Annotated in this window: 22 protein-coding genes and 1 pseudogene; 9 read left to right on the plus strand and 14 right to left on the minus strand. The window is 69.4% G+C overall.

The features are described from left to right. Window positions 1-2: 2 nt before the first annotated feature. The 3 genes from SALPAC2_RS0106670 to SALPAC2_RS0106680 form a co-directional block, all read right to left on the minus strand. Entirely contained in the window at window positions 3-1352 is a 1350-nt protein-coding gene (locus SALPAC2_RS0106670; protein ID WP_018215874.1) for an MFS transporter, read from the minus strand. Beyond that, entirely contained in the window at window positions 1349-1939 is a 591-nt protein-coding gene (locus tag SALPAC2_RS0106675; RefSeq protein WP_026184494.1) for a winged helix-turn-helix domain-containing protein, read from the minus strand. Before SALPAC2_RS0106675 ends, SALPAC2_RS0106670 begins: the two co-directional genes overlap by 4 nt. A 167-nt stretch (window positions 1940-2106) precedes the next feature. Beyond that, window positions 2107-4530, minus strand: coding sequence for an HAD-IC family P-type ATPase (locus SALPAC2_RS0106680; RefSeq protein WP_018215876.1), 2424 nt, complete (start codon window positions 4528-4530; stop codon window positions 2107-2109). Between the two features lie 443 nt (window positions 4531-4973). On the opposite strand from SALPAC2_RS0106680, the gene SALPAC2_RS0106685 reads away from it, so the two are divergent. Beyond that, window positions 4974-5711: a class I SAM-dependent methyltransferase gene (locus SALPAC2_RS0106685; protein WP_018215877.1), complete on the plus strand. Its 738-nt coding sequence runs from the start codon at window positions 4974-4976 to the stop codon at window positions 5709-5711. Between the two features lie 107 nt (window positions 5712-5818). Here the strand turns inward: SALPAC2_RS0106685 and SALPAC2_RS0106690 are convergent, their stop codons facing one another. Further along, window positions 5819-6232: a nuclear transport factor 2 family protein gene (locus SALPAC2_RS0106690; RefSeq protein WP_018215878.1), complete on the minus strand. Its 414-nt coding sequence runs from the start codon at window positions 6230-6232 to the stop codon at window positions 5819-5821. A 497-nt stretch (window positions 6233-6729) separates the two neighbouring features. Between SALPAC2_RS0106690 and SALPAC2_RS0106695 the strand changes: the two genes are divergently transcribed. Continuing rightward, window positions 6730-7530: a glycine betaine ABC transporter substrate-binding protein gene (locus SALPAC2_RS0106695; RefSeq protein WP_018215879.1), complete on the plus strand. Its 801-nt coding sequence runs from the start codon at window positions 6730-6732 to the stop codon at window positions 7528-7530. A gap of 56 nt (window positions 7531-7586) precedes the next feature. Next, window positions 7587-8066: a VOC family protein gene (locus SALPAC2_RS0106700; RefSeq protein WP_018215880.1), complete on the plus strand. Its 480-nt coding sequence runs from the start codon at window positions 7587-7589 to the stop codon at window positions 8064-8066. A 224-nt stretch (window positions 8067-8290) separates the two neighbouring features. Here SALPAC2_RS0106700 and SALPAC2_RS24485 read toward each other — a convergent pair whose 3' ends face one another. Together SALPAC2_RS24485 and SALPAC2_RS0106710 are read right to left on the minus strand one after the other, a co-directional pair. Next, a complete protein-coding gene (locus SALPAC2_RS24485; protein ID WP_018215881.1) occupies window positions 8291-8878 on the minus strand; it encodes an ABC transporter permease in 588 nt (195 codons plus the stop codon). Between the two features lie 144 nt (window positions 8879-9022). Next, window positions 9023-10066 carry an ABC transporter ATP-binding protein gene (locus SALPAC2_RS0106710; RefSeq protein WP_018215882.1) on the minus strand — a complete coding sequence of 348 codons (1044 nt, stop codon included), beginning with the start codon at window positions 10064-10066 and terminating at the stop codon, window positions 9023-9025. Window positions 10067-10162: 96 nt separating this feature from the next. Between SALPAC2_RS0106710 and SALPAC2_RS0106715 the strand changes: the two genes are divergently transcribed. From SALPAC2_RS0106715 to SALPAC2_RS0106730, 4 genes are all read left to right on the plus strand, one after another. Next, entirely contained in the window at window positions 10163-11419 is a 1257-nt protein-coding gene (locus SALPAC2_RS0106715) for a sensor histidine kinase (protein WP_018215883.1), read from the plus strand. Further along, on the plus strand, window positions 11416-12225 hold the full coding sequence (locus SALPAC2_RS24490; protein WP_018215884.1) for a response regulator: 810 nt from the start codon (window positions 11416-11418) through the stop codon (window positions 12223-12225). Before SALPAC2_RS0106715 ends, SALPAC2_RS24490 begins: the two co-directional genes overlap by 4 nt. A gap of 358 nt (window positions 12226-12583) precedes the next feature. Further along, complete coding sequence (locus SALPAC2_RS0106725) at window positions 12584-13987, plus strand: sensor histidine kinase (RefSeq protein ID WP_018215885.1); 1404 nt, start codon at window positions 12584-12586, stop codon at window positions 13985-13987. Continuing rightward, a complete protein-coding gene (locus tag SALPAC2_RS0106730; protein ID WP_018215886.1) occupies window positions 13951-14613 on the plus strand; it encodes a response regulator in 663 nt (220 codons plus the stop codon). Before SALPAC2_RS0106725 ends, SALPAC2_RS0106730 begins: the two co-directional genes overlap by 37 nt. A 97-nt stretch (window positions 14614-14710) precedes the next feature. Here the strand turns inward: SALPAC2_RS0106730 and SALPAC2_RS0106735 are convergent, their stop codons facing one another. From SALPAC2_RS0106735 to SALPAC2_RS0106750, 4 genes are all read right to left on the minus strand, one after another. Further along, a complete protein-coding gene (locus SALPAC2_RS0106735) occupies window positions 14711-17275 on the minus strand; it encodes an FtsX-like permease family protein (protein ID WP_026184496.1) in 2565 nt (854 codons plus the stop codon). Continuing rightward, a complete protein-coding gene (locus SALPAC2_RS0106740) occupies window positions 17272-18078 on the minus strand; it encodes an ABC transporter ATP-binding protein (RefSeq protein ID WP_018215888.1) in 807 nt (268 codons plus the stop codon). The genes SALPAC2_RS0106735 and SALPAC2_RS0106740 overlap by 4 nt, the downstream gene beginning before the upstream one ends. Window positions 18079-18309: 231 nt before the next feature. Next, window positions 18310-19074 carry a thioesterase II family protein gene (locus SALPAC2_RS0106745; RefSeq protein WP_018215889.1) on the minus strand — a complete coding sequence of 255 codons (765 nt, stop codon included), beginning with the start codon at window positions 19072-19074 and terminating at the stop codon, window positions 18310-18312. Next, a complete protein-coding gene (locus SALPAC2_RS0106750; protein ID WP_018215890.1) occupies window positions 19074-20792 on the minus strand; it encodes an MFS transporter in 1719 nt (572 codons plus the stop codon). The genes SALPAC2_RS0106745 and SALPAC2_RS0106750 overlap by 1 nt, the downstream gene beginning before the upstream one ends. A 102-nt stretch (window positions 20793-20894) precedes the next feature. Between SALPAC2_RS0106750 and SALPAC2_RS24495 the strand changes: the two are divergent. Together SALPAC2_RS24495 and SALPAC2_RS0106760 are read left to right on the plus strand one after the other, a co-directional pair. Then, window positions 20895-21265 (plus strand): annotated as a pseudogene (locus tag SALPAC2_RS24495) (TetR/AcrR family transcriptional regulator); the annotation flags it as partial. Window positions 21266-21412: 147 nt separating this feature from the next. Beyond that, window positions 21413-22129: a DedA family protein gene (locus tag SALPAC2_RS0106760; protein WP_018215892.1), complete on the plus strand. Its 717-nt coding sequence runs from the start codon at window positions 21413-21415 to the stop codon at window positions 22127-22129. A 222-nt stretch (window positions 22130-22351) separates the two neighbouring features. Here SALPAC2_RS0106760 and SALPAC2_RS0106765 read toward each other — a convergent pair whose 3' ends face one another. From SALPAC2_RS0106765 to SALPAC2_RS0106780, 4 genes are read right to left on the minus strand one after another with little or no spacing between them, the layout of a single operon-like run. Then, entirely contained in the window at window positions 22352-22861 is a 510-nt protein-coding gene (locus SALPAC2_RS0106765) for a Pycsar system effector family protein (RefSeq protein WP_018215893.1), read from the minus strand. Then, window positions 22858-23616: a hypothetical protein gene (locus SALPAC2_RS0106770; protein WP_018215894.1), complete on the minus strand. Its 759-nt coding sequence runs from the start codon at window positions 23614-23616 to the stop codon at window positions 22858-22860. The genes SALPAC2_RS0106765 and SALPAC2_RS0106770 overlap by 4 nt, the downstream gene beginning before the upstream one ends. Before the next feature lies 1 nt (window position 23617). Continuing rightward, window positions 23618-25672: a hypothetical protein gene (locus SALPAC2_RS0106775; RefSeq protein WP_018215895.1), complete on the minus strand. Its 2055-nt coding sequence runs from the start codon at window positions 25670-25672 to the stop codon at window positions 23618-23620. Next, complete coding sequence (locus SALPAC2_RS0106780) at window positions 25669-26490, minus strand: hypothetical protein (RefSeq protein WP_018215896.1); 822 nt, start codon at window positions 26488-26490, stop codon at window positions 25669-25671. Before SALPAC2_RS0106780 ends, SALPAC2_RS0106775 begins: the two co-directional genes overlap by 4 nt. Window positions 26491-26558 lie beyond the last annotated feature (68 nt).

The raw sequence follows: 26558 nt of genomic DNA on the forward strand, positions 1-26558 counted from the left end.
CATCACGCCTTTGACCTGCAGTTCTTCCGATGTCTGGCGAAACCGTGGCAGCGACTCTCCAGCCGGCCTGTTTCTTTTCGGCTAAACGCATCGGTACGACGTTGCCCGGCGGCGAGCGCGGCCCGGCGCAGTGCCGGGCTCGAGAGAGCAACGAGCCCGGCAGTTCCCGCGAGCGCAGCCCCGCCCAGGAACGCCGCCTCCGGCCCCCATAACCCGGCGACCAGGCCGGTGAGCGCATAGCTGACCGGAATGCCACCGAAGCCGGCCAGGCTGCTCAGACTCATCACTCGGCCCAGATAATGCGGCGGTGTGTGCGCCTGCAGCAGGGCTGTCCCGAGCGTGCCGGCCAGACCGACGCTGACGCCGAGCAGTGACGACGCGGCGACCGCCCACAGCCGGGTGGGGGCAGAACCGACAGCGACCAGCGCACCACCGGTCAGCACGGCGAGCGGGCCAACGAGCAGGCCAGCTCGGGGAAGGTGGCCGAGCACCGAAACCACCACCGCTGCCGTTGCGGCACCGATACCGAAACCGCCGACGATCAGACCGACCCCCGCGGCGCCCCAACCGCGTTCCTGGGCCAGCAGCGCGATGCCCACATTGAACGGGCCGGTGAAGCCCAACTCGGCGACTGCCGAGACGAGCAGAATCGTACGCAGCAGCGGTGACCGCGCGGCCACAGCCAGCCCGGCCCGGACCTCCCTCCCCATCCCCTCTGCTCGGCCGGCTCCCTCGGTGGGCCTGGTTTCTGCCCCCGGGCGGAGCCGGACCGCGGCGAGGGCGAGCACCGAAACGGCGAAAGTGAACGCGTTGAGCGCGAACGCCGCCGCGATCCCGGCTGCGGCCACGACCGCCCCGCCGAGCGGCGCCCCAGCCACGATCGCGCCCCGTGCCAGCGCCATCCGCATGCCTTGCAGGCGGGCGAGGTGCTCCGCTGCCACCAGGTACGGCGGCAGCGCCCCGACGGCGGGCAGGAACACCGCGTCCACCGCCCCGAACACCAGCGCCACCACGATCAGCACCGCGAGGGCCGGTTCGGTGGCGGCCGTGGCCACCGCCGCAGCGGCCATCACAGCGCAGCGCAGCGCGTCGCTGCCGAGCATCAGCCGCCGCGCACCCCATCGGTCCACCACCGCCCCACCCAGCAGGAGTAGCACCAGCCGGGACACCGACGCGGTGGCCAGGACCAATCCGGCCCCACCGGCGCCGGCAACCTGGGCAGCGGTCCAGGCCAGCGCCACGAAATAGACCTGATCACCCACCAGCGACACGCCGAAACCAGCGAGCCAGCGCAGGACGTTCCCGTCCCGGTAGGGAGGCGGTTGTCGGACCGCGACCGCCTGCGGCGTCACGGCTGGAACGGGAAGGCGTGCATGAACATCAGAACGTGCTCCCGGGCGGGCGCGTCGGGTCGGTCCTCGGCACCGACCCGACCGCGCTCAGCCCACTTCTGCGCCACCGCCGTCAGCTCCGCGCTCAGCTCGGCCAGCTCTGGCGCCGTGAGCCGGAGCAACGATTCGCTGGCGAGCGAGGCGTCGGTCCACTCCTCCCCCCAGGCGTGATCCTCGTCGATCCAGCGTTCGAGCCGGCTGATCTGGTGGGCCAGCAGCTGGCGTTTGGCGGCGACCGCCACGCCGCGGGCCTGTGGATCCCCGGCGAACTCCGACCCCGCGAAGCTGAAGCCCTCGTGGGTCTTGCGCCACCAACGCTCCCGCCGATCACCGGAGCGACGCGGCACCTCCTCGATGAATCCGTGCGCGGCCAATTCCCGCAGGTGATAGCTGACCAGTGAGAGCGACTCGTCAACCAACTCGGCGAGCCGGGAGGCGGTCGCCTCCTCCGCTGCGGTCAGCGCGTAGAACAACCGCAGCCGCAACGGATGGGTGAGCATCCGTAGCTCGGCTACGTTCTTGAGTCGTCGGCTCGATCCAGGTGCCATGCATCGACTGTAGTAGCTCAAAGGATTTTGTGTAAATCTTTTGTCCTAGTTGATCTACTGGGCGACGGCCGCAGTCCAGCGGGCGCGGTTACTGCCGAAGGGCGACCGGCCAGAGCCGCGGTCTGGGCCGCACCTGCACCAGGGCAGCCGTCAACCACCCCGTCGGCTCACCGACGGCGCCGGAACGCCCAGACGACCTCCATCAGCAGGCCGGCGGCGACCGCGATCGCGGCACCGGCCAGCGGCGCCTCGAGGCCGACCAGCCGCAGCTGGAAGAACGTCTGCAGGAACGGCAGCACCAACACCGTCGCGAACGACAGGCCCATCCCCAGCACCAGCAGGATCCGCCACCACGTGTACGGACGGGCGATGATGGCCAGCGCCCACAGCGCGACGAGGAACAGGGTCAGCGTGGCAACCGACGTCTCCGCTGGCAGGTCGCCCCCGTAGTGCGACCGCGCAAACGCGTACGACGCGGTCGTGGCGGCCGCTGCCAGCACCCCGCCCGGGATCGCGAAGCGCAGCACCCGACCGACGAAGTCCGGCCGGGCCCGCTCGGCGTTGGGCGCCAATGCCAGGACGAACGCCGGGATCCCGATGGTGAGGGATCCGATCAGCGTCAGGTGCCGGGGCAGGAACGGGTACGGCACCTGCCAGCTCACCACGATGATCGCGAGCAGCACCGAGTAGACCGTCTTGGTCAGGAAGAGATTGGCGACCCGTTCGATGTTGCCGATCACCCGCCGCCCCTCGGCGACCACCGAGGGCAGCGCCGAGAAGTTGTTGTTCAGCAGCACGATCTGGGACACGCCGCGCGCTGCGGCGCTTCCGGAGCCCATGGAGATCCCGATGTCGGCGTCCTTCAACGCGAGTACGTCGTTGACACCGTCGCCCGTCATCGCCACCGTGTGCCCGCGTGACTGCAGGGCACCCACCATCGCCCGTTTCTGTTGCGGACCGACCCGGCCGAAGACGGAGTGCCGCTCGACCGGGTCCGCCAGCGCCTCGGGGTCGGCGGGCAGGGTTCGGGCATCCACTGCTTCAGCGGCGCCGGGCAGACCAACGCCGCGGGCCACCGCACCGACGGAGACGGCGTTGTCGCCCGAGATCACCTTCGCCCCGACGCCCTGGTCGGCGAAGTAACGCAGGGTGTCGGGCGCCTCCGGGCGGACCCGCTGTTCGAGCACGACGAGGGCGACCGGCGTGGTGGAAGCCGACACCGCCGAGGGGTTCGCCAGCGCCTCCGCCAGCGGACGGGAGAACTCGGCGAGCAGCAACACGCGCCGGCCCTGGCGACCGTACGCGTCCGCCTCCGCCAGCGCCGGATGGTCCGTGAGCAGCAGTTCGGGGGCGCCCAGCAGCCAGGTCGCGGCTTGACCGGACGGTGCCACGAGCGTCGCACCGCTCCACTTGCGCGCCGAGGAGAACGGCGCGGTCTGCTGGACCCGCCACCCCGCTGGACCGGGGTAGCGGTCAACAATGGCCTGCATGCTGGCGTTCGGCCGCTCGTCGCTGGCGCCGAGGGCGCCCAGCACCGCGTCCACCGGCACGCCGGGTGCCAGCGACCGGACCTCCGTAACGTCCATCGTCGCCTCGGTGAGCGTGCCCGTCTTGTCCAGGCACACCACGTCGACCCGGGCCAGACCCTCGATGGCGGGTAGCTCCTGGACCAGGCACTGCCGCTGCCCCAACCGGATCACGCCGATCGCGAAGGCGACCGAGGTCAGCAGGACCAGACCCTCGGGCACCATCGGCACGAGACCGGCGACCATCCGACGCGCCGCCTCGGGCAGGTCATCGCGGTTGACCAGCAGCTGACTGATGATCAGAGCGATGCCGGCCGGAACGATCGCCCACGTCACGAACCGCAGGATCCAGTCGATGCCGTTGCGCAGCTCGGAGTTGACCAGGGTGAAGCGTTTCGCCTCCTCGGCGAGTTGAGCCGCGTACGCGTCCCGGCCGACCCGGGTGGCGGTGCAGACCCCGCTGCCGGCCACCACGAAACTGCCGGAGAGCACATTGTCACCGGGCGCCTTGACCACCGGGTCGGCCTCGCCGGTCAACAAAGACTCGTCGATCTCCAGCCCGTCGGCGGTGACGAGCCGGCCGTCCACCACGACCTTGTCACCGGGGCCCAACTCGATGACGTCATCCAGCACAAGCTCCGCGGAGGCCAACTCGACGGTGTCGCCACCGCGGCGCACCCGCGGGCGGGCGTCGCCGACGATCGCCAAGCGGTCGAGCGTACGCTTCGCGCGCACCTCCTGGATGATCCCGATCAGGGTGTTCGCGAGGATGACGCCGCCGAAGAGGCCGTCCTGGATCGGCCCCACCACCACGATGATGGCGAACAGCACGCCGATGATGGCGTTGATCCGGGTGAAAAGGTTCGCCCGGACGATCTGCCAGACGCTGCGGCTGGTGCTGGAGGGTAAGTCATTGACCTGGCCGGCTGCTACCCGTTCGGCCACCTCGGCCACCGAAAGGCCGGACCGGGCACGCTCGGTGGTGACGGGCGCGACGGCCGGCGTGGAGGGTGCCTCCGCCTCCTCTGCGACCGGCGTCCGCTGCACCGCACCGACGTTCTCCACGTTGCTACTCCCCCGACGACCGACAAGGACGCGCCTGTGCTGCGCATCGCGCCGACGCTAACCGAGGGCCGTCCGCTGGCGCCATCCACGAAGGACACCAGTCAACCCTGACTTCTGTCAGGGTAGCCGGCTGCCCTTCGGCGCACCGCAGCCCGGTTGGCTGGCGCCGGGCCGACCATGGAGGAATTCGATTCGCCTACGCCGGTGGCGAGCGCGTCCGCCGGCCTCCGCGGTCGAAAATGCGGCGAAGTTCGGCAACCAGCAACAGCTCCGGGTAGCGGGTCAGTTTGGATTCCAGCTCAGCGCGGGGCAGGGGCGTCACGACCCGCGGCTGTCCACACCCTGACGACAGCGTCGTACTCACTCCATCGGAGCTGACGTATGTGAACTGTCACAGTCGGTCTCCTTGTCACAGGCACCATTGCCGCGGTTTGCTCATCGATATGACTCGCATCGCATACGACCACACGGAGGCGGGTGCATTCGCCTCGACCCGGCACCTCGGCGACCAGGAGGCCGGTGACTGGCGGGCAGCTGTGGCCCGGCACCTGGACCCGCGACCGGGCCTGCGGCTGGTGGACCTGGGCGCCGGCACAGGCAGCTGGGCGCAGGCGTTCTCCTCCTGGTTCCCCGGCATCCAGGTGACCGCAGTCGAGCCGTCAGCGGCGATGCGCGAACGGTCGGTGTACCAACCCGTCCTCACTGGCGACGCCGCCAACATCCCGCTCACTGACGCGAGTGCCGACGCCGCTTGGATCTCCACTGTCATCCACCACGTGCCCGACCTGAATGCCGCAGCTCGCGAGCTACACCGCGTCCTACGCCCCGGTGCACTCGTTTTGATCCGGTCCGCGTTCGCCGGCCGGCACGAGGCGATCACGTTGTTCCGCTACTTTCCCGAGGCGCTCCGGGTCCTCGACACCTACCCGAGCATCGCCCAGGTCGAAGCTGCCTTCGCCGGTGAACGCTTCTCCACCGTCAGCCTGGAGCAGGTCCCGCAGATCACCGCCGCATCGCTGCACGAAGCGGCAAGCACCCTGCGCCGAGCGGCACACACCCCGCTGCAACTGATCACCGACGAGGAGTACGACACCGGCGTACGTCGCCTGCGTCAGGCAGCGCTCACCGACACCGGACCGGTGATCGACGCCCTGGACCTGCTCGTACTGCGTAGAGCATGATCGGGAGGGTCGGTCCGGCCGGTGGGTACGGCCGACCCCGGACCGCTGTCTGTCCAGTCGAGTTCCGCCGCGAGCGCGCCGATCAGCGGAGCGTATCTTGTCCAGAGTCACCAACGCTCCACGAGGTGCTCCCGGCCCAGCGGCGGATCGTATGGTTCAGGCCAGTAATCGATAATCTTATCGATTAGGCCATCCGCGGACACCTCGAGCCAGACGCAGGCGTCCTGCCGCTCGACCCCGGCCCGAACGTCCAGCCACAGAGCAGCAAAGCCGCCATCGGCGACAAGCCGTCGGATGCGCAAATGCCAATCGCCCGGATACTCAATGTTGAACCGCAGAAACGCATCCGTACCGTGGATACGCTCACGGGTCTGCGGCATCTCGTACACCAAACGGTCGGAAAGCAGACCGGCCAGCCCCGGCCAGTCACGGCGCTCCAAATGATCAACGTAACTGTGCGCAGCGTGCCGGGCCATCGAGGTGCGGTCCACGGCGTGGAACGTAGCATCCGGCAGCGACATCTCCGGCAGGCCGCCGTACGAGCGTCAGCGAACCAACCCAGCGGCCTGGAAACCGACACCCGCTCTCGCTCCGAACAGAAAGGCACTCGATGTCGGCGTGACCTTGGTGGCTGGATTCAGATCCAGGTCCAAGGACGGAGGGCCCGCCAAGGCGCCCCCGCCACCGGACACGCCGAGGGATGGAGGGCACGTCCGAGGTCGCGCGGCTATTCACGGGTCAGGTTCGGAGGAATCTCGCTACGTCGCCGAAGTATGCCCATCTGGCCGACGGAGCCTGGCCAGGACGGCGGGGCAGCAACCTCGTCGCCCGGTTCACCGCCGATCGTCACGAAGTACTCCAGGCGACACGGGACGTAGCCATGCGCTCAGCTTATCGAGTCAAGAATATCCTGTCATTGGACGCATGGGGTGTGGTGGGTGCAGGCTGGGTTCCACCGCGAGGAACACCGGTCCTCCCGGTTCTCATGACACCCGACGCGAAAGGCAGGGAATTGCTCATGGACACGGGTATTCGCCGGCCGGCGCTCACGGTAGGGAACATCTCGCTGTCGTTCCACCGCGCCGCGGCCGCGGTCACCCGCCGCGTCCTGGAGGACTCCGGGCACGAAGTACGGACCATCGAGTCACCGCACCAGCGGCTCTTCGAGTTGCAGGCCGCGGGAGAGGTCGATGTGCTCGTCTCCGCCTGGCTGCCTTCCAGCCACGGGAAGTACCTGTCCCCGTACCGCGACCAAGTGCAGGTCCTGCCCGCGCACTACGAGCCGTACTGCGTCTGGGCGGTACCCCCGTACGTGCCGGCCGAAGTCGTCGGCGAGGTCGCCGACCTGGCCCGCCCCGACGTGGTCGACCGGATGTCCGGGACCATCGACGGAATCAACCCCGGAGCCGGCATCAGCCGCTTCTCCGCCCAGATGGTCCGTGAATACGGTCTCGACCGGCACGGCTACGCATTCCGGCCGGGAACCGAAGCTTCCTTCATCAGCCGGGTGGAGCGCGGAATCGCCGAGCGCGAATGGTTCGTGATTCCGCTCTGGCGGCCACAGTATCTGAATCTGCTCCACGGCCTGCGGCCGCTGTCCGAGCCCAAGGGCCTGCTGGGCGGAGTGGACTCGGCGAGCCCGGTCATCACCAACCGCGCCATGGACGTCATCGCCCCCGAGGCGCTGGACCGTCTAGCCGGCCTCCACCTCGGCAACGAGGGGGTGGAGGCGATCGACAAGCTCATCAACGTCGACGGCCTGGCACCGCCGGACGCCGCCGACCGCTACCTGGGCCGCGGGGCCGCCGCCACTGGCTGACCCCGCCCCTTGTTCCATCCCGCACCAACGCACGAATCCCCAAGGAGAGAACCAGCATGACCGCCCCCGTTTCCAACCTGGGCCTGGACCACATCGCCCTGCGTACCTACGACATCGACGCCAGCGTCCGCTTCTACACCGAGGCACTGGGCTTCCGGATCGCGCACGAGTGGAGCGCGCCCGAGGCCGGTGTCAACCGCTGCGTCTTCCTCGACGCCGGCGACGACCGAGTTATCGAGCTCTTCGATGCCGCCTCCACCCCGCCCGGCGGCTCCGCGCGGGAATTCGACGCCGAGCCCCGTCCGAACGACGAGGAGCGGGCGCACGCCGCCACCCTGGTGCACTTCGCGATCCGCACCGAGGAGCCGGCCGTACTCTTCGAGCGAGCCGTCGCGGCCGGCGCCCGTCCGCTGATGGCGCCCGCGCGGATCGAGACCAAGGGGGCCACCGCCATGACCCTCGAGGTCAGCTTCGTTTACGGCCCCAACGGCGAGGTCATCGAGTTCATCAAGCGGCCGCGCCCGCAGCAGTCCTGACCGCTGGGCGGCGTTGATCTGGCCAGACCTGGCAACGACGTGCGGATACTCCCGGTCCGGGCCGCCTCGGACCGGACCGGGAATTCGTCGAGAGCGCCAATCGGAGCCGGCCAGGCGCCAGCCTGCGCCGGGTGAGGCGCCGGGGCATCACCTTTGACTCATGGTGGTACCACCGAGCGCCACCCGGCGTACCGCCTCGATAAACGAGCAAACGGTTCTCGCGCTTACAGGTCACGCCGGTTCCAGGGCAGCACGACCAACCCGGTGGCGACGGCAGCCCAGGTGGCGAGCACCGACCAGGCACCGGTGGTCGTCCACGGCCAGGGCGTGCCCTCGGTGTCGACAAAGGTCAGGCGCTGCCAGGCCGGAAGCACCATCATGTGCAAGATGGTGGCCCCCAAGTGCTGCCGGCCGCTGAGCAGCGACGGCAGCATGAACAGCAGCGTGATGGTGGCCACGATGGTCAGCGCGCTGTTCCGGAAGACCGCGGCCATGCCCATTCCGACCAGGGCGGACAACGGGGCCAGGAGGGCCGTCGCGGCCAGCAGCCGCAACGCTGCGGGATCACCGAACCCAACCGCGGAGTCCCGGCCGGACAGGATTCCCTGGGTCAGCCCGAACGAGGCAACGGCCACGACCGCGCCGAACGCAGCGGTGCTCCCCGCGATCACCACGGCCTTGGCCGCCAGCACCGCCCGGCGGGCTGGAACGGCGGTGAACGTCGTCCGGATCATGCCGGTGGTGTATTCACCGAGGAGGGCGATCGCACCGATCGCACCGGCACCGAGCGCCAGGACCGTGGCCGCACCCATGGGGAACGACAACCGCCGCCAGGGCCCATAGAGTGGACCGCAGCGACCACAACCTGATCCATTCTGAGGCGAGCAGGTCGGTGAATCGCTCTTTGCGTTCCGGCGCCCGTAGCTCCGGCTTCAGGGCGTCCTCGCGTGACACGGTCACCGGTCTCCCCCGGCCTGATACTCGACACTTCCGGAAGTCAACTCCATAAACGCCTCCTCGAGCGTGGCTGGGTGCTCGGCCAGCTCGTAGAGCATGATGCGATGCGCGAAGGCGATCTCGGCGATCCGATCCGCGCCAAGCCCCGTCACCGTGAACGAGGCGCCCGCGGTCTCAACCGACGCACCCTCCGCGGTCTCAACCGAAGCACCCTCGGCGCTCAGCAGCGACGTGAGCCGCGCGTTGTCCGGGGTGCGCACCGTGACCCGCCGGCCAGCGCCACGCGCTGCGAACTCGTCCACGCTCTCAGCGGCCAGCAGCTCGCCCCGCCCGACGACGATCAAATGGGTGGCGGTGAGCTCCATCTCACTCATCAGGTGGCTCGACACAAGGACTGTGCGCCCCTCGGCGGCCAGCCGCTGGAACAGGCCCCGCACCCACAACACGCCCTCCGGGTCGAGCCCGTTGAGCGGCTCGTCGAACAGCAGCACCGGCGGGTCTCCCAGCAGCGCGGTGGCGATGCCAAGCCGCTGGCGCATGCCGAGCGAGTAGCCGCCGATCCGCCGGCCCGCCGCCTGCCCAAGGCCGACGATGTCGAGCACGTCGTTGACACGGGACCGTGGGATCGCGTTGCTGCGAGCCAGCGCCCGTAGGTGGGCCTCGGCCGTCCGGCCGCCGTGCACGTCCCCGGCGTCGATCAGGGCGCCCACGTGGCGCAGGCCGCGCGGCAGGTCACGGTAGGCGCGGCCACCGATGGTGGCCTGCCCGCTGGTGGCCCGGTGCAGGCCCAGGATGATGCGCAGGGTGGTCGTCTTGCCGGCCCCGTTGGGGCCGAGGAAGCCGGTCACCTGGCCGGGGTGAACAGTGAAGCTGAGATTGTTGACCGCTCGCTTTTTACCGTACTGCTTCGTCAGCTCGCACACTTCGATCATGTGTTGATCGTGCCGCCGCGGGGTGTCCCGCAAATCGGTCCACGGGTGACAGTTTCTGGTGGCCGGCTGCCACCCAGAGTTGTACAACCGGCTGGCGGAGGAAACCACCATTGCCCACCAGTAAGGCCCGGGAGCGGCTCCGTGTCCTCTCTGGTTGTACGACCGCGGGTGGACGCGACGCATCTGTCCCCTCGATAGCATCGCCCCATGTCCGTGATTCCGGCCCTGTCGTTATCCAAACGCGTACCCCCGGCCGCGTGGATCGGCCTGGCCTGGTGCCTTCTGGTCGCCGATCTGGGGTTCGGGGCCGGGCAGTCGGGCTTCGGTCCGGATTGGGCGCTCATCGGGGCGTGCTCCGCGATCGCCCTGGCCGGCATTCTGCTGGAGCGGCGGCGGCCGTTGATCTCGATTGCCGCGCTGACACTCGCCTCGTTCGCGACGACCGATGTGACGGATCCCCGCGTCCAACTACCCCTGTCGGCCCTTCTTCCGGTCTGCGTCGCGCTCTTCTTCGTCACGGTCACCCGTCCGGCCCGCACCTCCCGGTTCGCGCTGGCCTTCGTACTGGGCGTACTGGTCGTGCTGGTCGTCTACCTGGGCCAGCGCTCATACAGCGCGCTGGGTCTGACCACGGCGACCTATGACGGCTGGCCGGCTCGCACCCTGTTCGAGATCGGGCGCTATCACGTCACGACGACCCTGCCGCAGGTCGGAGCCCCCGACAAGGGCCTGCTGCTGGTGGTGATCGCCTGGCTGGCCGGCCTCTCGCTGCGGCGTTCCCGGGAGCACGCCGACGCCATGAGCGTCCAAGTGGTCCGGCGCGAGGTCGTCGCGGAGCGACTGCGGATCGCACGCGAGATGCACGACACGGTCGCGCACAGCATCGGCATCATCGCCCTGCAGGCGGGCGCGGCGCGGCGGGTCATCGACAACCGGCCGGATCGTGCCCGCGAGGCACTGACCGAGATCGAAACCGCCGGACGGCAGACCCTGTCCAGCCTGCGCCGAGTGCTCGGCGCGCTGCGGGAGGCCGACGAGGAGGTGGACCGGCCAGGCACCCCGGCGCACCCGCTCCCCGGACTGGTCGACCTCGACCGGCTGGCCGCCGCCACCACGGCAGCCGGGGTGCAGGTGGACATCCGATGGGAGGGCGAGCGCCGCCGGTTGCCGACCGAGGTCGATCTGGCCGCGCTACGCATCGCGCAAGAATCGATCGCCAACGTGGTGCGCCATGCCGACGCCACCTCGTGCGAGGTGATCATCGACTATCGCAAGGACGACGAGGTCACGGTCGAGATCACCGACGCCGGCCGCGGCCACCACCGGGGCGCGGACAGCGGGTTCGGGCTGACCGGGCTGCGCGAGCGCGTGGCGTTGCTACATGGCGAGTTCTGGGCCGGTCCGCGTGCGGACGGCGGGTTCCAGGTAGTCGCGCGCCTGCCGGTTCCGGCGGCGGCCCGGTGAGCGTCCGGGTCGTCCTGGCCGACGACCAGCCGCTGGTCCGGGCCGCGCTCGAGATGGTCATCGCCGAGACCGACGACGTCGAGGTCGTGGGCGAGGCGGGCACCGGCGAGGAGGCCGTACGGTTGGCCGAGGAGTTGCGCCCCGACGTTGTCGTGATGGACATCCGGATGCCCGGCATGGACGGCATTGAAGCCACCCGCCTGGTCACCACGGGTCCGTGCGGGTCAAACGTGGTCGTGCTGACCACGTTCGACGACGACGCCTACGTCTACGGCGCGCTGCGGGCCGGCGCCTCGGGCTTCCTGGTCAAGGACATGGCCCTCGACGACATCCTGGCCGCGGTACGGGTGGTCGCGGCTGGTGACGCCCTGATCGCGCCGAGCGTGACCCGGCGTCTGATCGCGGACTTCACCGCGCACCCGGAACCCGCGTGCCCGGATACCGCGCACCCGGGATCCACGCGCCCGGAATCCACGCGGCGGGGACCTCCGCTTCGGGAATCCGCGCGCCCGCGACCCCCGCACGCGGAGCCCGCCCGGCCGCGGCGGTCGCTCGAAGGCATCACCGACCGCGAGCGGGAGCTGCTCACGCTGGTCGGTCGCGGATTGTCCAATGCCGAAATCGCCGCCGACATGTCGATCAGCACCGCCACGGTCAAGACCTACGTGACGCGGCTGCTGGCCAAGCTCGACGCCCGCAACCGAGTGCACCTCGTCATCCTCGCGTACGAGGAGGGCCTGGTGCGGACATCGGGGCCCCGTCGGAGTAGCTGCCGCCTCGCCCCCGACAGGTGGCCTGAGGAATAGACGTGAAACAGTCCTGTCCTTCTGACTCGTTATGTGGCGCCGGTGGCCGCCACGCTGATCAGTGAGGACGCCGTGCTGCTGGCGCAGATCTGCGCCGACAAACGGCTGGACGAGCTCAACCTGCGTCTCCTCGCCCCGACCGTGCTGGCCAGCCAAGCCACCACGGCCGACACGATGGCCGCCCTACACAGAGCCGGCTACGCGCCGCGCCGGCAGGACGCCGACGGCCGCGACGTCATCGAACGAACCCGCTGCCATCGTGCCGGACGGGCTGCGGGGCCTGTGGTAGGCGAACTCGGCCTGTCCAGCGCGGACTACTCAGGCCCAGGTCTCACCCCCACGTGGGACACTCGTCTACATGGGCGAGTTGACCAGCGACGCGGTAGCCGAGCCGGGGTCAGAACTCCGCCCAGGCGATCCGGAACGCGTCGGGCCCCGCTGGCTGCGCCGCTTGCTCGGCTTGGACGCCATCACCATCGCGCACCTCCGGCCGGTCCTGTCGCGAGCCCTGCGGGCTACCGGCCGGGGCGTGCTGATCGTGGCCACCGCCGTACTCAGTCTGGTTCTCTTCGTCGCCACCGCCCTCGCCACGGCGTTCATCCTGCTCGGCGTCGGGATGCTGCTGCTGCCACTGCTCACTCCGCTGGTTCGCCGGCTGACCGGGCTGTGCCGGGAACTCGCCGCCCGCTCCGGGGTAGCCATCGCCACGCCGTACCTTCCCGGGCGGCCGTCGGAGCCGGGGGTGGTCGGCTGGGTGCAGCGCTGCCGACTCATCCTCACCGACCCGGCAAGCTGGCGTGACCTACTATTCCTGCTGCTCAACGTCGTGGTCGGCTTCGCCCTCGGGCTGCTGCCGGCCACCCTGCTGGCGTATGCGGTGGAGGGGTTGTTGCTCTCCTCCGGGTTCTGGATGCTGATACGGGAGTCCGGGGTGGACTTCTGGTACGGCTTCACCCCGATGGACAGCTGGCCACGGGCGGCGCTCGGGGCCCTGGTCAGCCTGACGGTGTTCGTCGTCTGGCTGGCCGCGGCCCCGCGGCTGGTCGCCGGGCACGCACACTTCGCCAAGGCACTGCTCGGGCCGAGCGAGCGGGCGTTGACCGCCTCCCGCATGCGGCACCTCTCGGAGACCCGGTCCGACGTCATCAACATCCAGGCCACCGAGCTACGCCGGATCGAGCGCGACCTACATGACGGCGCGCAGGCACGGCTGGTGGCGATCGGCATGAAGCTCGGCGCGGCCACCCGCCAGCTGCGTACCAATCCGGATGCCGCGGAGATACTGCTGGTCGATGCCCGCAACGCTACCGCCAGCGCGCTGGAGGAGTTGCGCTGCCTGATTCGCGGCATCCACCCGCCGGTGCTCGCCGAACGCGGCCTGGCGGACGCCGTCCAGGCGATCGCGTTGGAGAGCCCGATCGATGTCGACGTCACCGCCGACGTGCCCGGTCGGTTGGCCGCACCGGCGGAGTCCGCCGCCTATTTCGCCATCTCCGAACTGCTGACCAATATTGTCAAGCACGCCAACGCCGACCGGGCAAGTATCGACCTGCGCCATCAGGACGGCGCTCTGCGCGCGGTGGTGGTCGACAACGGCCAGGGCGGCGTGGACGCCGGCGCCGGCACCGGCATCCGAGGCATCGAACGGCGTTGTGCTACGTTCGATGGAACGTTTGTCCTCAGCAGTCCCGAAGGTGGGCCGACCATCGCAACCCTGGAGTTGCCGTGCGCGTTGTACTCGCCGAGGATCTCTTCCTGCTGAGACAGGGCATGGTCCAGCTCCTCGAATCGTACGACTTCGAAATTGTCGCGGCGGTTGACAGTGGTCCGGCCCTGCTCGATGCGCTGGTGACCCTGCGCCCGGAGGTGGCGGTGGTTGACGTGCGGCTACCGCCGACGTTCACCGACGAGGGTCTCCAGGCTGCGCTGGAGGCGCGGCGCCGCTGCCCCGGGTTCCCCGTCCTGGTGCTCTCCCAGCACGTCGAGCAGCTGTACGCCAAGGAGCTACTCGCCGACGCCAGCGGCGGCATCGGCTACCTGCTGAAGGACCGGGTACTCAACTGCGACCAGTTCGTGGACGCCATTCGACGGGTCGCCGACGGTGGCACCGCGATGGACCCGCAGGTGATCTCGCAGCTGCTGGCCGTACGGTCCCGCCGGGAACCGCTGTCGATGCTGACCCCGCGCGAACGGGAGGTATTGGAGCTGATGGCCGAGGGATGCTCCAACACGGCCATCGCCCAGCGCCTCGTCGTCAGTCAGGGCGCGGTCGCCAAATACACGACCAGCCTCTTCGCGAAGCTCGATCTGGCACCGGCGGACGACAGCAACCGCCGCGTGCTGGCCGTGCTGGCCTACCTCAACAACACCCGCGTCGACGTCTCCTGACGGCGCGCCGGACCGAGCCTCGGGCGACCTTGCCGACAACTGCAGGCAGTGGTGCCCGGTCGGGCTATCGGGGCACCACTGGTCGTCGTGCTGCTCGCTACTCCACGGCGACGGCGGCTTCCGCGGGCCGGGCGAGCATCACCCGGCGTCCGGGCAGCAGGGTGGCGGCGAAGGCGAGCACCGCCGCGCCCGCCACCACGGCCAGGTAGATCCAGAATGGCCCCGAGGGTACCGGTCGCCCCAGCACCACGATGCTGAACGGCAGCAGGGTGGCGATGGAGGCGATAGTGCCGAGCACCACCCCGATGACGGTGATCGTGCCCGCCTCCACGCCAAGCATCAGCAGGGACTGCCGCCGGGTGGCGCCGATGAGTCGCTGCATGCCCAGTTCCCGGCGGCGACCGGCGGTCGCCACGATCAGGGTGTTCGCCACCGAGATCAAGGTGTAGCCGGCGACCAACGCGACGAGCAGGTAGTTGACCCACGCCAGGGTCTTGGTGCGTTCGGCGAAGGTGGTGATCGCCTCGCGTCCCTCGATCATGGTGCCGGGGTTGCCGGCGACCTCCTCCCACAGATTAGCCACCAACGTGTCCCGGTCGGTGCCGGGCTCGGCGGTGACGAGGATCTGTCGGGACAGTCCGGTGGTGCTGTGCGCGGCGAGCAGGTCGGCGGGGAGCAGGATCGTCTCGTAGCCCTCCTTGGCCGGGTAGAGCGCCACCACCCGCAGGTCCACCGCCGACCGGTCGCCGAGCCGTAGGGTGATCTGGTCGCCGACGCCGATGTTGAGGTTCTTCCCGGCGACCTCGGGCAGCGCCACCGCGTCGCCGGTGAGGTCACCCAGGTTTCCGGCGCTGGTCCGTACGCCGGTGATGGTGGCGGCGCTGGCCCCGCTCACGCCCTGCAACGGCCAGGGTGACTCGACGTGCGACCCGTCGTACGGCTTGTTGATCCAGCCGGCGCTGGTGACGTACGCCGACGCCGCCTCGACGCCCGGCGCGGAGCGGATCGCCTCGACGGCGTCGGCGGGGAACCCGCCGGTGGTGGAGCTGAGCACCACGTCGGCACGGAGATTCTCGGAGTAGTAACGCTCGGCGGCCTCGTTCTGGGTGGTCTGGAGGTAGAAGTTGGCCACCGCCAGCGCCACCGCCAGCATGATCGGGGTGACCGCAGCGGCCACCCGGACCGCCCGCGTCCGCACGTTGATCGTGCCGAGGTAGCCGGCGAGCCCGAAGAACGCCCGCACCGGCAGGCTCAGTACGGCCGCGAGGAGCCGGGTCAGCCCCGGGCTGATCAATGCGATTGAGATCGCCCAGCACATCACCGCCGGCCCGGCGGTGGCCGAGGCCACCGGCCCCTCCATCACGATCGCCGTCACCAGGATCAACGCGAATCCGCCGGCGAAGAAGAGGAGGGAGAACAGCACCCGGGGCCAACTGACCCACTTGCGCTGCAGGGCCGCCTCAGCGATGCCAGCAGTCGGGCGGATCTTGGAGGGGCGTCGACCGGCGACGGAGGCGGCCACCAGAGCGGCGAAGATCCCGATGGCGGGCGCGGCAAGGTAGGGAATGAAGCCCTGGTGGAACTCGACCACCGGCGAGATGACCCCGGCCGCCGAGACCAGGCGGTAGAGCAACGGACCCAGGAACACCCCCGGGACGCAGCCGAGGATCGCCGCGCCGACCGCGACCACGAGCGCCTCGCGACGCACCATTGTGCGGATCTGCCGCGGCGTCGCGCCGATGGAGCGCAGCAGGGCGACTTCCTGCTGCCGCTGCTGCACTGACAGGCCCAGAGTGCTGGCGATCACGAAGATCGCCACGAAGACCGTCATCCCGCCGAAGACGCCGGCGAGCGGGATGAGCTGCGCCTGCCCGCCGACCGCCTCGGGGAACTCGGCCACCCCGCGGTCGTCGCCGGTGAGGACCACCAGCTTACGGTCGGCGAGGGTCTGTTCGATCCGGTCGCGCAGATCCGCCATGTCGGCGCCGGGCTTCGCCAGCACACCGATCGCGTCGGCGCTACCGGCGTGCGGGTTGAGCCGCCGCTCGTCGTCGCCGGAGAAGAAGAGCGCGGACTGGCTCGGCTCGCCTGGCGGCGCGGCGATGCCGGTCACCTGGAAGGAGGAGGTGGCGCCGCCGACCACGATGTCAACCCGGTCACCGACTCCCACCTGCGCCAGCCGCGCCACCCTCCGGTCCAGGACAACCTGACCAGCCTGGGTGGGTGGCCTCCCGTCCAGGGTGTACGGCCCGAGCTCGGCCGACTCCCAGGTGTGGCCCAGCGATCCGGACCCGACGATCACCGGTGCCCCATCGCGGACAACGGTGGCGGTGAAGGACGCCTCAGCGATGGCCCGTTCGACCCCGGGCACCTCCTGGATCTTGCTGACCAACGCCGGATCGATCCAGTACCGCTCGGCCAGCGGGACCGACTTGAGGTTCTTGGTGTCCTGTGGGTCCTCCTTGGGCACGCCATAGGTCTGCTTGCCGCTGACCACCACGTCTGCCGCCGCGAGCCGCTGCGGCGGGACCGCCAACCGAACGCCGGTCTCCATCAACCCGCCACTGGCGACAATCAGCGCCACGCCGAAGAAGACCGCGAGGAAGGTCGCCATGAACGCGAGCCTGCGGTAGCGCAGGGTGCGCCACGCGAGGTGCATCATCTGAACCCGCCCCGGCCGGTGGACTGCGGCGCGCGGCCCTGCTGCCATGCGGTCAGGTGCGTCATCCGCTCCGCCACCACCTCGGCGGTCGGGTCCTCCAGCTCACCGACGAACTGCCCGTCGGCAAGGAACAACACCCGATCCGCAGCGGAGGCGGCGACCGGATCGTGGGTCACCATAATGATCGTCTGACCGCTCGCCGCCGTCTCCCGGAGCAACTGCAGCACCTCACTGCTGGTCTGAGTGTCCAGCGCGCCGGTCGGCTCGTCGGCGAAGATAACCGCCGGCCGCATGATGAGCGCACGCGCGATCGCAACCCGCTGCTGCTGACCACCGGAGAGCTCACTCGGAAGGTGCTTGCGTCGCTCGGCCAGCCCCACCCGACCCAGCACCTCCACCACGGAGGAGCGATCCGGCCGCCGGCCGGCCAGCCGAAACGGCAAACCCACGTTCTGCTCGACGTTCAGCGCCGGCATCAGGTTGAACGCCTGAAAAATGAAACCAACCCGGTCCCGGCGCAGCCGAGTGAGCTGGTTCTCATCCATCCCGTTGAGTTCCTTGCCGTCCAGCACCACCGAGCCGGACGAGGGCACGTCAAGCCCCGCCGCACAGTGCAGGAAGGTGCTCTTACCAGAGCCCGAGGGCCCCATCACCGCCGTGAAGCTACCCCGCGAAAAGCTCATCGTCACGCCCCGCAGTGCCTCGACCCGGTTCCCGCCACGCCCGTACGCCTTACGCACGTCGTCCAGCCACACAGCGTTCGCGTCGTCAACCGAGGTACGCCGGTCCTTGTTCCTGTTCACCTCATGCTCCCCGCAGAAGAAGTCGCCGAACGGCGTGGGTACATATTCACGGTATGAATCGAGCAGGCGCCATTCTATGGAGCTAATGACCCGAATTAGTGGGCCTAGGCCCACCTCCGGACCGACCGCACCGGGCCAGCTCGCCTGGGTAGACCCGGTTGAGGTGCTGCTCGACGGTGCTCACCGATTACGGACGTCACCCTGCCACCGTCGTCCCGGCTACCCGGTCGGCTAGCTGGGCAACAGCCGCTCCAGCTCGGCGCGGATCAGCCGGATCACTTCGCTGGCATGGTCGTTGAGATAGAAGTGCCCGCCGGGGTACACCTGGACATCGCACTCAGCGGTGGTGTGCCGACACCAGTCGTGCGCCTCGTCCAGGGTGGTCATCGGGTCGGCGTCGCCGGTGAGCACGGTGATCGGGGCGTCCAGCCGTTGGTCCGGGTCAGCCCGGTAGGTCTCCACCGCCTTGTAGTCCCCCCGCACCGCGGGCAGGATCATCGGCAGCAGGTCCGGATCGCCCAACACCCGCGGATCCGAGCCGCTCAGCCTGCCCAGCTCCCGCAGCACCCCGGCATCATCCCGGGTGTGCACGTACCGCTCATCACGAGCCCGGGACGGGGCCCGACGACCGGAGACGAACAGTCGCAGCGGCGGTCGGCTCGTCCGCAGTTGCAGCCGCAGTCCCACCTCGTAGGCGAGCACCGCACCCATGCTGTGGCCAAAGAGCGCAAGCGGCCGGTCCAGCCACGGCCGCAGCGCGTTGAACACCCCGTCAGCCAGGTCGGTAACCGAATCCAGCACCGGCTCATGCCGGCGGTCCTGCCGGCCCGGGTACTGGATCGCCAGCACGTCAACGGTGGGCGACAGGGCCTTGGAGACCGGAAACAGGTAACTGGCCGAACCACCAGCATGCGGCAGTGCCACCAGCCGGATCGCGCTGGACGGCGCCGGATGAAACCGCCGCACCCAGGGGTCGTTCTCGAGGGTTGCCGTCATCACTGGCCCCTTACGGATCGACGCTGCGGATATCCCCGCAGCGGGAGGTCTGGAGCGGGATACTTCCGTGCCGACGCGACCGCCGAGTCGGCATCCAGCAGAGCGCCTCTGCGTACCGTGGGCGGGCGCGAGGCGAGGTCAACCGGGCCGATGCCCTCCGGCCACGGGTCGCTCGACCCGTCGAGCGGGCTCTGCCCGGGCACCGACACACCCACGTTGCGTAACAGCACGGCCGCCAGGAGCGCCGTCACCAGCAAGATGCCGGCCGAGACGATCGCGGCGACCCGCAACTCGTCGGTGAAGGCCGCCCGCGCTAGCGTCACCAGGGTGTCCGCTGCGGTGGTGGAGAGCGTCCGGCTCTGCACCAGCGCGCCGCCCAGAGTCTCCCGGGCGCCGGCCCATGCCTCCGATGGCACCCCGTCCGGTGCTTCGCCGGAGAGTTCCCGCCGGTAGACGTACGCGCCGATGCTGCCGAGGATCGCGACGCCGAGCGCCGCACCGAACTGGCTGCCGGTCTCGGAGAGTCCGGCAGCGGCACCGGCCCGCTCCGGGGGCGCGGTAGAGACGATCAGCTCCGCGCTCAGCGTCAGCACCATGGCGACACCACCCGCCATCAACGCCTGGCCGAGCACCGCGGGGGCCAGGCCCGACTCGTCGCCGACCTGGGCGAGCACCACGCAACCGGCGGTCGCCACCAGCAGGCCACCGGCGGCGACGTAGGCGCGCTTGAAGCGCTGGGCGAGCATCGGGGCCAGCACGGCTGCGCCGATGCCCGCCGCACCGGCGGCCGGCAGTGACCATAGGCCGGCGGTGAACGGGCGCAGCCCGAGCACCAACTGGAGGTACTGGCTGATGAAGAACATGAACCCGACCAGCGCGAAGTTGGCGAGCACATTCATCACCACCGCCGCGCTGAACGGCGGGGCCCGGAACAGCCGGACATCGATCACCGGGTCGTCGAGGCGCCGCTGCCGCAACACGAAGACGGCCAGGAAGGTCAGTCCGGCGACCACGCCGGCCACCGGCGGCCAGCCGATGCCGTCCTCGGCGAACTGTTTGACACCCCAGATCATGGGTAGCACCGCGACGAACGCCAGTACTGTGCTCAGCAGGTCGGGCCGCCCGGCGGCCGCGTTGCGGAACTCGGGCAGCAGCAACGGCGCCAGGATCAGCAGGAGCAGCATGATCGGCACGTTGATCTCGAAGACGGCGCCCCAGGAGAAGTACTGGAGCAGCGCGCCGCCGGCAACCAGGCCGATGACCCCACCGGCGGAGAAGCCGGCCGCCCACACCCCGATCGCGGCCCGTCGCTCGTTCTCGTCGTGGAACATGTTGCGGATCAACGACATGGTGGACGGCATGAGCGTCGCACCGGCGGCGCCCATCACCGCCCGGGTGCCGATCAGCATGCCGGGGCTGGTGGAGAGGGCCGTCGCCACGGACGCCACACCAAACACCGCGGCGCCGATCATCAGCAGTCGCCGGCGCCCGATCCGGTCCCCCAGCGTCCCCATCGGAATCAGCAGGCCGGCCAGCACAAAAGCGTAGACGTCGGTGATCCAGAGGAGTTGGCTACTGGTCGGCTCAAGGTCCGCCGTGATGAACGGCAGCGCGTACGACAGCACGGTCATATCCATGCTGATGATCAGTGTCACCATGACGAGTACCGCGAGACCGCTCCACTCGCGGCGGCCGGCCTTTGCCTGCCCTGTAACCATGAACGAAAGCTACCCCGATTTTTATCCACGCGGATAGATCTGGTGGGTGAATAAGGGGGTGGTTCCGAGTAGGGTGGACGCCCGTGGCGTCATCGGAAACGCCTGCTGGTAGGGCCAGGAACTGCCTCTACAAGCGCGGCTACACGCACACCACCGCCCGCGACATCGTCGCCGCCTCGGACACCAACCTGGCGTCGATCGGCTACCACTTCGGCTCCAAGGAGGCGCTGCTAACCGCAGCGCTGATGCAGGCCTTCGAGGAGTGGGGCGACGAGATTGACCGGGTGCTGCACGACGGCACCCAGCCCGACCTGATGGACCGACTGGAATCGATGTGGACCGGCCTGGTCGAGTCGTTCGCCACGCAACGGCCGCTCTGGGTCGCCGAAATCGAGGCATTCGAGCTGGCCGAGCGCCTTCCGGAGTTGCGGGAGCAACTGGCGGAAAGCTACGCCCGTGCCCGCCCCGCGGTACCCGGCCAGTCCTCTCTCAGAAAAGAGTGGGTGTAGCACCCGTTTCAACCGAGTACCACCCAAAAAAATACCTGGAACGATACGCTCGCGCTTTGCACACGAGACGTGACCACACCCGATGGATCGATCAACTTTGGAGGTAAGTCCGTGTCGTGGATCACCGGCGTCTTGGACACCCTGTCCGGCCTTCCGACGCCGGTGGTCCTGCTGGCCGCCGCCGCGTTCAGCACCGCCGAGTCGGGGCTGGGCGTCGGAATCGTCGTCCCCGGGGAGACCGTCGTCCTGGTACTCGGTGCCGCGATGGACAGCCCGGTCGCCCTCATCTGCCTCTTCCTGGTCGTGGGCGTGGCGAACTCCGCCGGCGACCACATCGGCTATCTCCTCGGCCGCCGCTACGGCCAACGCCTACGCGACACCTACCCCGGCCGCCAGATCAGTGCCGCGAACTGGGACCGCGCGATGGGGGCACTACAACGCTACGGCGCGTGGGCGGTGTTCCTGACCCGGCTGCTGCCCATCGTCCGTACCCTCACCCCGGCCACCGCCGGGATGGCGAAGGTGCCGTACCAGCGCTTCCTTCCCGCCTCCCTCGCCGGGGCCTACCTGTGGTCGGCGCTGTACGTGTTTGCCGGCGCGCTGGCCGGCGCCTCCGTGGAACGCATCGAAACGGTCATCGGCAACACCGGCACAGCCCTCCTGGTGGTCCTGGTGGTCCTGGCGCTGGTGGTGTTCCGGCAACGGCGCCGGCGGGCTGCGGCGGTGGCGTCGTCCACCGTCCCGCTCGTTCGGCGGTCCGCGGTGCCCGCGCACGGCGACGAGACCGGCGTAGACTGCGGGCCCCCGGCTGGTGGTGAGCGGGGATAGGCCATGTTCGACAGGGCTTTCCAGTTGGGCAGCAGCGGCGGCTGCGACGGATCCCGCAGCCCGGCGCTGGCCGTGACCAATACTTTCTCGACCCCGCCGGTCGGTGCGCGACACCTCGATGACTCCGAGCCCCGCCCATCGGCCGACGGAGGTGAGTCCGGCGCCGTCGGAGCCGGTGCCCTACGCCTCCTGGCACCATCTCGGCGACACCGGCCCGGCTCATCAGACCAGCCCGGCCACGAGCCACGCCAACACTCCGAGGACCAGAAGTCGGATCGACCACGTCACGTAGGCGAACTTTCGACTCGCCACCAGGTGCGCCGCCCAGACGTGTCCCGCCAGCATCCGGGCGGTGGCCTCATCATCCACGGTGGTCGCCAACCAAGCATCAACGAATCCCTGGCTGTTGCGTCCGTAGCGCTCGGCTACGTACGCGAAGTGGTGTAGCGGCTCCGACGCCGCCGCCTGTCGTCTCGGCATCAGCGTGTGCAACGCGAGGAGCGCACTCGTCGCGGCCGCAACCGCGGAAAACACCGGGAGCATCGGCGACCAGGACGGACCCGTCCCGGTCAGGAAGCCCTGGCCGGACCAGAGGCTGCCACCCAGGAGCCCGGCCGCGGCCAGGACCGCAGCCGCCTTAACATCGGCGAACCGAATCGACTCGTGCAGCTGCTGGAGGGCGTTCCATCCCGCTTCGCTCTGCAAGCCGGAGGAGCGGAGTCCCCCCGTCACGAGCCGACCCGGTCGCTCGGGTCCCCCAGCTGGCTGGCGAGGTCGGTGCGGTCGAAGCTACGGAATACCCGATCGAGCTGGCCGATCAGGTGCCGACGCTCGTCCGCACTGAGACCGGCGACAAACTTTCCGATAAGCACACTGATCGGGTCGTCCTCGACCTGCGGGGACTCAGGCACCCGCTCACCACCGCCGAGTTGGGCGGCGATCGTATCGAAGACCGGGTCCGCCATGCTCCGAAGATCCGCCGGGTGGTGGAGATGCCAGTACATCCGCGCTATGTCCGGCCTACCGAAGATCTCGTCCCGCAGCCACCGAAGCTGACGCAGTTCGTCTCCGCGACGCTGCTTTTCCAGGGTCGCACGTCGTTCGGCCTCCTCCCAGGCGGCGGTCACAGCGAGCGCCTCGGCCGGCACGGCGATCCGGACCCGCAGCTGGGTGAGGACCAGACTGGTCTGCGGCACGGCGATCTCGGCCGCGCCCCTGGCATTGATGAGGTCAGCCAGGTGGCCCGCATCAGTGACGCGCCGGGAGGCAGCCCACCGGGCGAGGTGGTCCCAGGCAAAGGCACGAACCTTGGCCTCGGCCTCCGGCTCCCGTCCCCGCCACCCAACGGTCGCCTCCACCTGAAAGTTCGCGCCGGGCAGCGAGCTGGCCAGGGTGGCCGGAAACGCGTGTGACAAGTACGGGATGGGAGAGTGCTTGTCGTTCCCGGCCATCCACTCCCGGGAGACGCCCCGCAACAGATTACGCATCTCATGCTCCTACGGTGAGTGGATCGACCTGGTGCAGGCTCTCGACAACGTGGTCACGCACGGCACGCCGATCCGGGCTGGTCCCGTCGCGATCGACTGGCTGCCACGCGAACGTCAGCTTGGCCAGGCGCACGAGACGGCGGGTTCCGCCGTCCCCACGACGCACCACGTCCCCGAGTAACTCAACAATCCGGTTCCGATCAGCCTCGGACCGGAGCGCCGCATCGAGCAAACTCTCGCCGAACTCCGTACGGGCTTGATCGACCTCGGCCTGGTCGAAGAGTCGGGCCACGGCCCCGACGAGCCCGCTGCGCGACGACTCGTCATGCCAGGTCACCAAGACGGGATGAGCGGCACTACGGGCGAGCGCCGCGAACACCGCCCAGGCCGTTTCCGTGCGACCGCCCGGTTCACCTTCGCACCAGTTGGTGACCACCTCGACGATCCGAGGGCGGAGCCGGGGTATCTCCCAGAGCCGACCCACCGCCGTCACGATGGCTTCCCGGACCACCAGAGAGTCACGGTGGGCAATGTGACTCAGACGAGTCAGCGACACCCGGGGATAAAGCCGGGCGAGCTCACCTGAGCAGACCTCGGCGACGGTGCAGAGAGACTGGTCACTCGCGCGCTCCAAACGCGACCAGCGATAGAGCAGGCTCCGCACGTCAGCCCCCACCTCATCGCTGATGGCGGTGGCCGTCAGGGCCTGCACCACGTGCGGCCGCAGATTCGGCCGTCCGGCCCAGCGATTCAGCCACACCAGGGGGCGGGTGTCTCGGCTCCGCAACACGATAGTCACCAGATTCCCGACTATCCGTTCCGCCAACCGGGTCTGCCGATGGTCGTTCCGTCGTAGGGGCAGTTCCATGGCCCACTCCCACAGCTTCCTGTGAAACCAGGCAGAACGGTCACCATGCACAAAGGTCAGCACCGCCGCGCCGTAGTTCGCCCGCTCGAACCGGAGCCCACCGTCCACCACCCCAGCTTTGATCTCGCTCATCAGTGCTCGAAGTCCTACTTCCGCGAGCCCGTCCGAGCGGGCGGAGGGCAGATCACCGAGCGTCTGCCCGAGCGAGTTGACCGCGTCCAGTACCTCTGCCGGTGGTTCTCCCTCGAGCAGGGCGGCTGCGACGAGGAACAGCCGATGCCGGACACTCCTGGCTGCGCCGAACCAGTCGGCCAGGACGTCGTCCCAGTCACCGTAGGCCCCGCACACCTCCTCGACGAGCCTTGTCACGTCCTGCTCGGGATAGTTGCGGAGGGCGGTCACGATGATCCCGGTCAGCCGCATGGCGTCCCGCACCGTGGCTCGGGTCAGCAAGTCGCCTATGGTGGGATTCCCGACGATGGAGGAAGCGTCGACAGCGTGCACCGCGCACTCGCGACGGACCACCTCCGCCAGGTCCGGGGGCGGGACCTGAAAGATGGCGACGGTCCCGACGCCGCCGGCGGCGGCCCAGACGGCCGGGGTCGCCACGACCACCAGATTCGCGTCCACGGCCGCCAGGTGCGCGGCGTGGGCCTGCAACCGGCGGCCCAGGTCAGGACTCACCCGTTCCCGCTGGTACGGCAGACACAACAGGTACGTCACGCCCCGCTCCACCGGAAGCTCCGCCGCACCGAACGGGCTCCCCCGCTCCTCGTCGATCAGAATTTCCTCCAGTCGCCGCCCCGCCTGGCTCGACTCGTACAGCAGCGCGACCGCGGCGGTCCGCAGCCCGGAGTTCACCGGGCCCAGCATCACCGCCCATGGCTGGTCGGCGACGAGGCGGGCTGCGGCGGCCCGGTCGAGCGTGAGATCCTGGTCCTGGCTGGTGAGTCGGTAGCGGCGTGGCGCGAGTGACCGCACGACCTGCTCGACATAAGCCCGCAACAGCTGGTGCCGGCGAATGGCCTCATTGATCAGCTTGTTCTCGACGAAGGTCTGGTGCACTCCGCCGTTCACGGTGCCGCCGGTGACCAACTGACCGACGTTGCTGCCGCTGACCACCTCCGGGTAAAGGTACTCCTCGAGCCCGTCGTCCTCGGCGGGAGCCACGGTCTCCTCGGGGCTCACGACCGGCTCCCGAGGGGGTTGCCGCCGAAGGACTGGTGCATTCCGCCGTGCACTGTCCCACCCCCGACCACCTGCCCGTAGTTGGTGCCCACCGGCTGCCGCGACGGCTGGTGGGCAGGCCCCGACGGGGACGGAGACTCCGAAACGGTTTCCGCTTCGCTCGTCCGGCCCGCCGGCCAGGCGCCCGACGGCGTGGGTAGGTGCAGCCACGCCCGCTGCGCGAACGCCTTGCCCTCCACCCGGGCCTGCACGTCGACGAAGTGGTCCGGGTGCAGACCGGAGTAACCGGCACTGACCACGTCATGGAAGACCCGGTCCGAGACGATCACGGCAACCAGGGTGATGCGCGGTTTGGCGTCCGCCAGCGCGCTCCTGACCACCCCGGAGTCCAGCAGTCGGTGCGTCTCGTTACGTGCTGTCCCGTTTCCCCCCTGCCCCACTGCCGCCGGGTCAGTCGGCAGGGGACCTACGTGCAGGCTCACCCGCAACCGCAGCGGCTCCTCGCCCCGGTGTTGGCGCCGGTGGTCGTCCAGACGACGCTGAAGCATGGCCGGGAAAGGATCGATGAGATACGGGAGTATCCGGGTGGGCAAGCCCACGGCCAGGCCGTCCCCGGTTGGGCCGTAAAAGTCGGGACTCGACCACTCCGCGTCCAGCCCCGCATCCCGCATCGCGTCCCCGACGAGCCGATGAATGGTGCGGGAGACGTTTTCGTGCGTACAGCCGGGCAGGTCGGTGAAGCCCTTCGCGTCGACCGCCAGCACCGCGCGGTACGGCGGTAGCGGGCGGGACTGCTCGAACGGGGATGACTGCTCCATGTCGCGTTCCCTTCGCAGGCGGTCGGACGAAGGCAATCGTGTCCAGCCCACTCGGGTAGCGCTGCCCA

Origin of the sequence: Salinispora vitiensis (assembly GCF_000378825.1) — a bacterium.
Classification (GTDB): Bacteria; Actinomycetota; Actinomycetes; order Mycobacteriales; family Micromonosporaceae; genus Micromonospora; species Micromonospora vitiensis.

Coding starts and splice junctions, on each gene's coding strand:
- SALPAC2_RS0106735 (WP_026184496.1), bottom strand. CDS start 17,275: ATGATGCACCTCGCGTGGCGCACCCTGCGCTACCGCAGGCTCGCGTTC.
- SALPAC2_RS0106675 (WP_026184494.1), bottom strand. CDS start 1,939: ATGGCACCTGGATCGAGCCGACGACTCAAGAACGTAGCCGAGCTACGG.
- SALPAC2_RS0106685 (WP_018215877.1), top strand. CDS start 4,974: ATGACTCGCATCGCATACGACCACACGGAGGCGGGTGCATTCGCCTCG.
- SALPAC2_RS0106710 (WP_018215882.1), bottom strand. CDS start 10,066: ATGGTGGTTTCCTCCGCCAGCCGGTTGTACAACTCTGGGTGGCAGCCG.
- SALPAC2_RS0106780 (WP_018215896.1), bottom strand. CDS start 26,490: ATGGAGCAGTCATCCCCGTTCGAGCAGTCCCGCCCGCTACCGCCGTAC.
- SALPAC2_RS0106745 (WP_018215889.1), bottom strand. CDS start 19,074: ATGACGGCAACCCTCGAGAACGACCCCTGGGTGCGGCGGTTTCATCCG.
- SALPAC2_RS0106770 (WP_018215894.1), bottom strand. CDS start 23,616: ATGCGTAATCTGTTGCGGGGCGTCTCCCGGGAGTGGATGGCCGGGAAC.
- SALPAC2_RS0106750 (WP_018215890.1), bottom strand. CDS start 20,792: ATGGTTACAGGGCAGGCAAAGGCCGGCCGCCGCGAGTGGAGCGGTCTC.
- SALPAC2_RS0106715 (WP_018215883.1), top strand. CDS start 10,163: ATGTCCGTGATTCCGGCCCTGTCGTTATCCAAACGCGTACCCCCGGCC.
- SALPAC2_RS24485 (WP_018215881.1), bottom strand. CDS start 8,878: ATGGGTGCGGCCACGGTCCTGGCGCTCGGTGCCGGTGCGATCGGTGCG.
- SALPAC2_RS0106695 (WP_018215879.1), top strand. CDS start 6,730: ATGGACACGGGTATTCGCCGGCCGGCGCTCACGGTAGGGAACATCTCG.
- SALPAC2_RS0106725 (WP_018215885.1), top strand. CDS start 12,584: ATGGGCGAGTTGACCAGCGACGCGGTAGCCGAGCCGGGGTCAGAACTC.
- SALPAC2_RS0106700 (WP_018215880.1), top strand. CDS start 7,587: ATGACCGCCCCCGTTTCCAACCTGGGCCTGGACCACATCGCCCTGCGT.
- SALPAC2_RS0106690 (WP_018215878.1), bottom strand. CDS start 6,232: ATGTCGCTGCCGGATGCTACGTTCCACGCCGTGGACCGCACCTCGATG.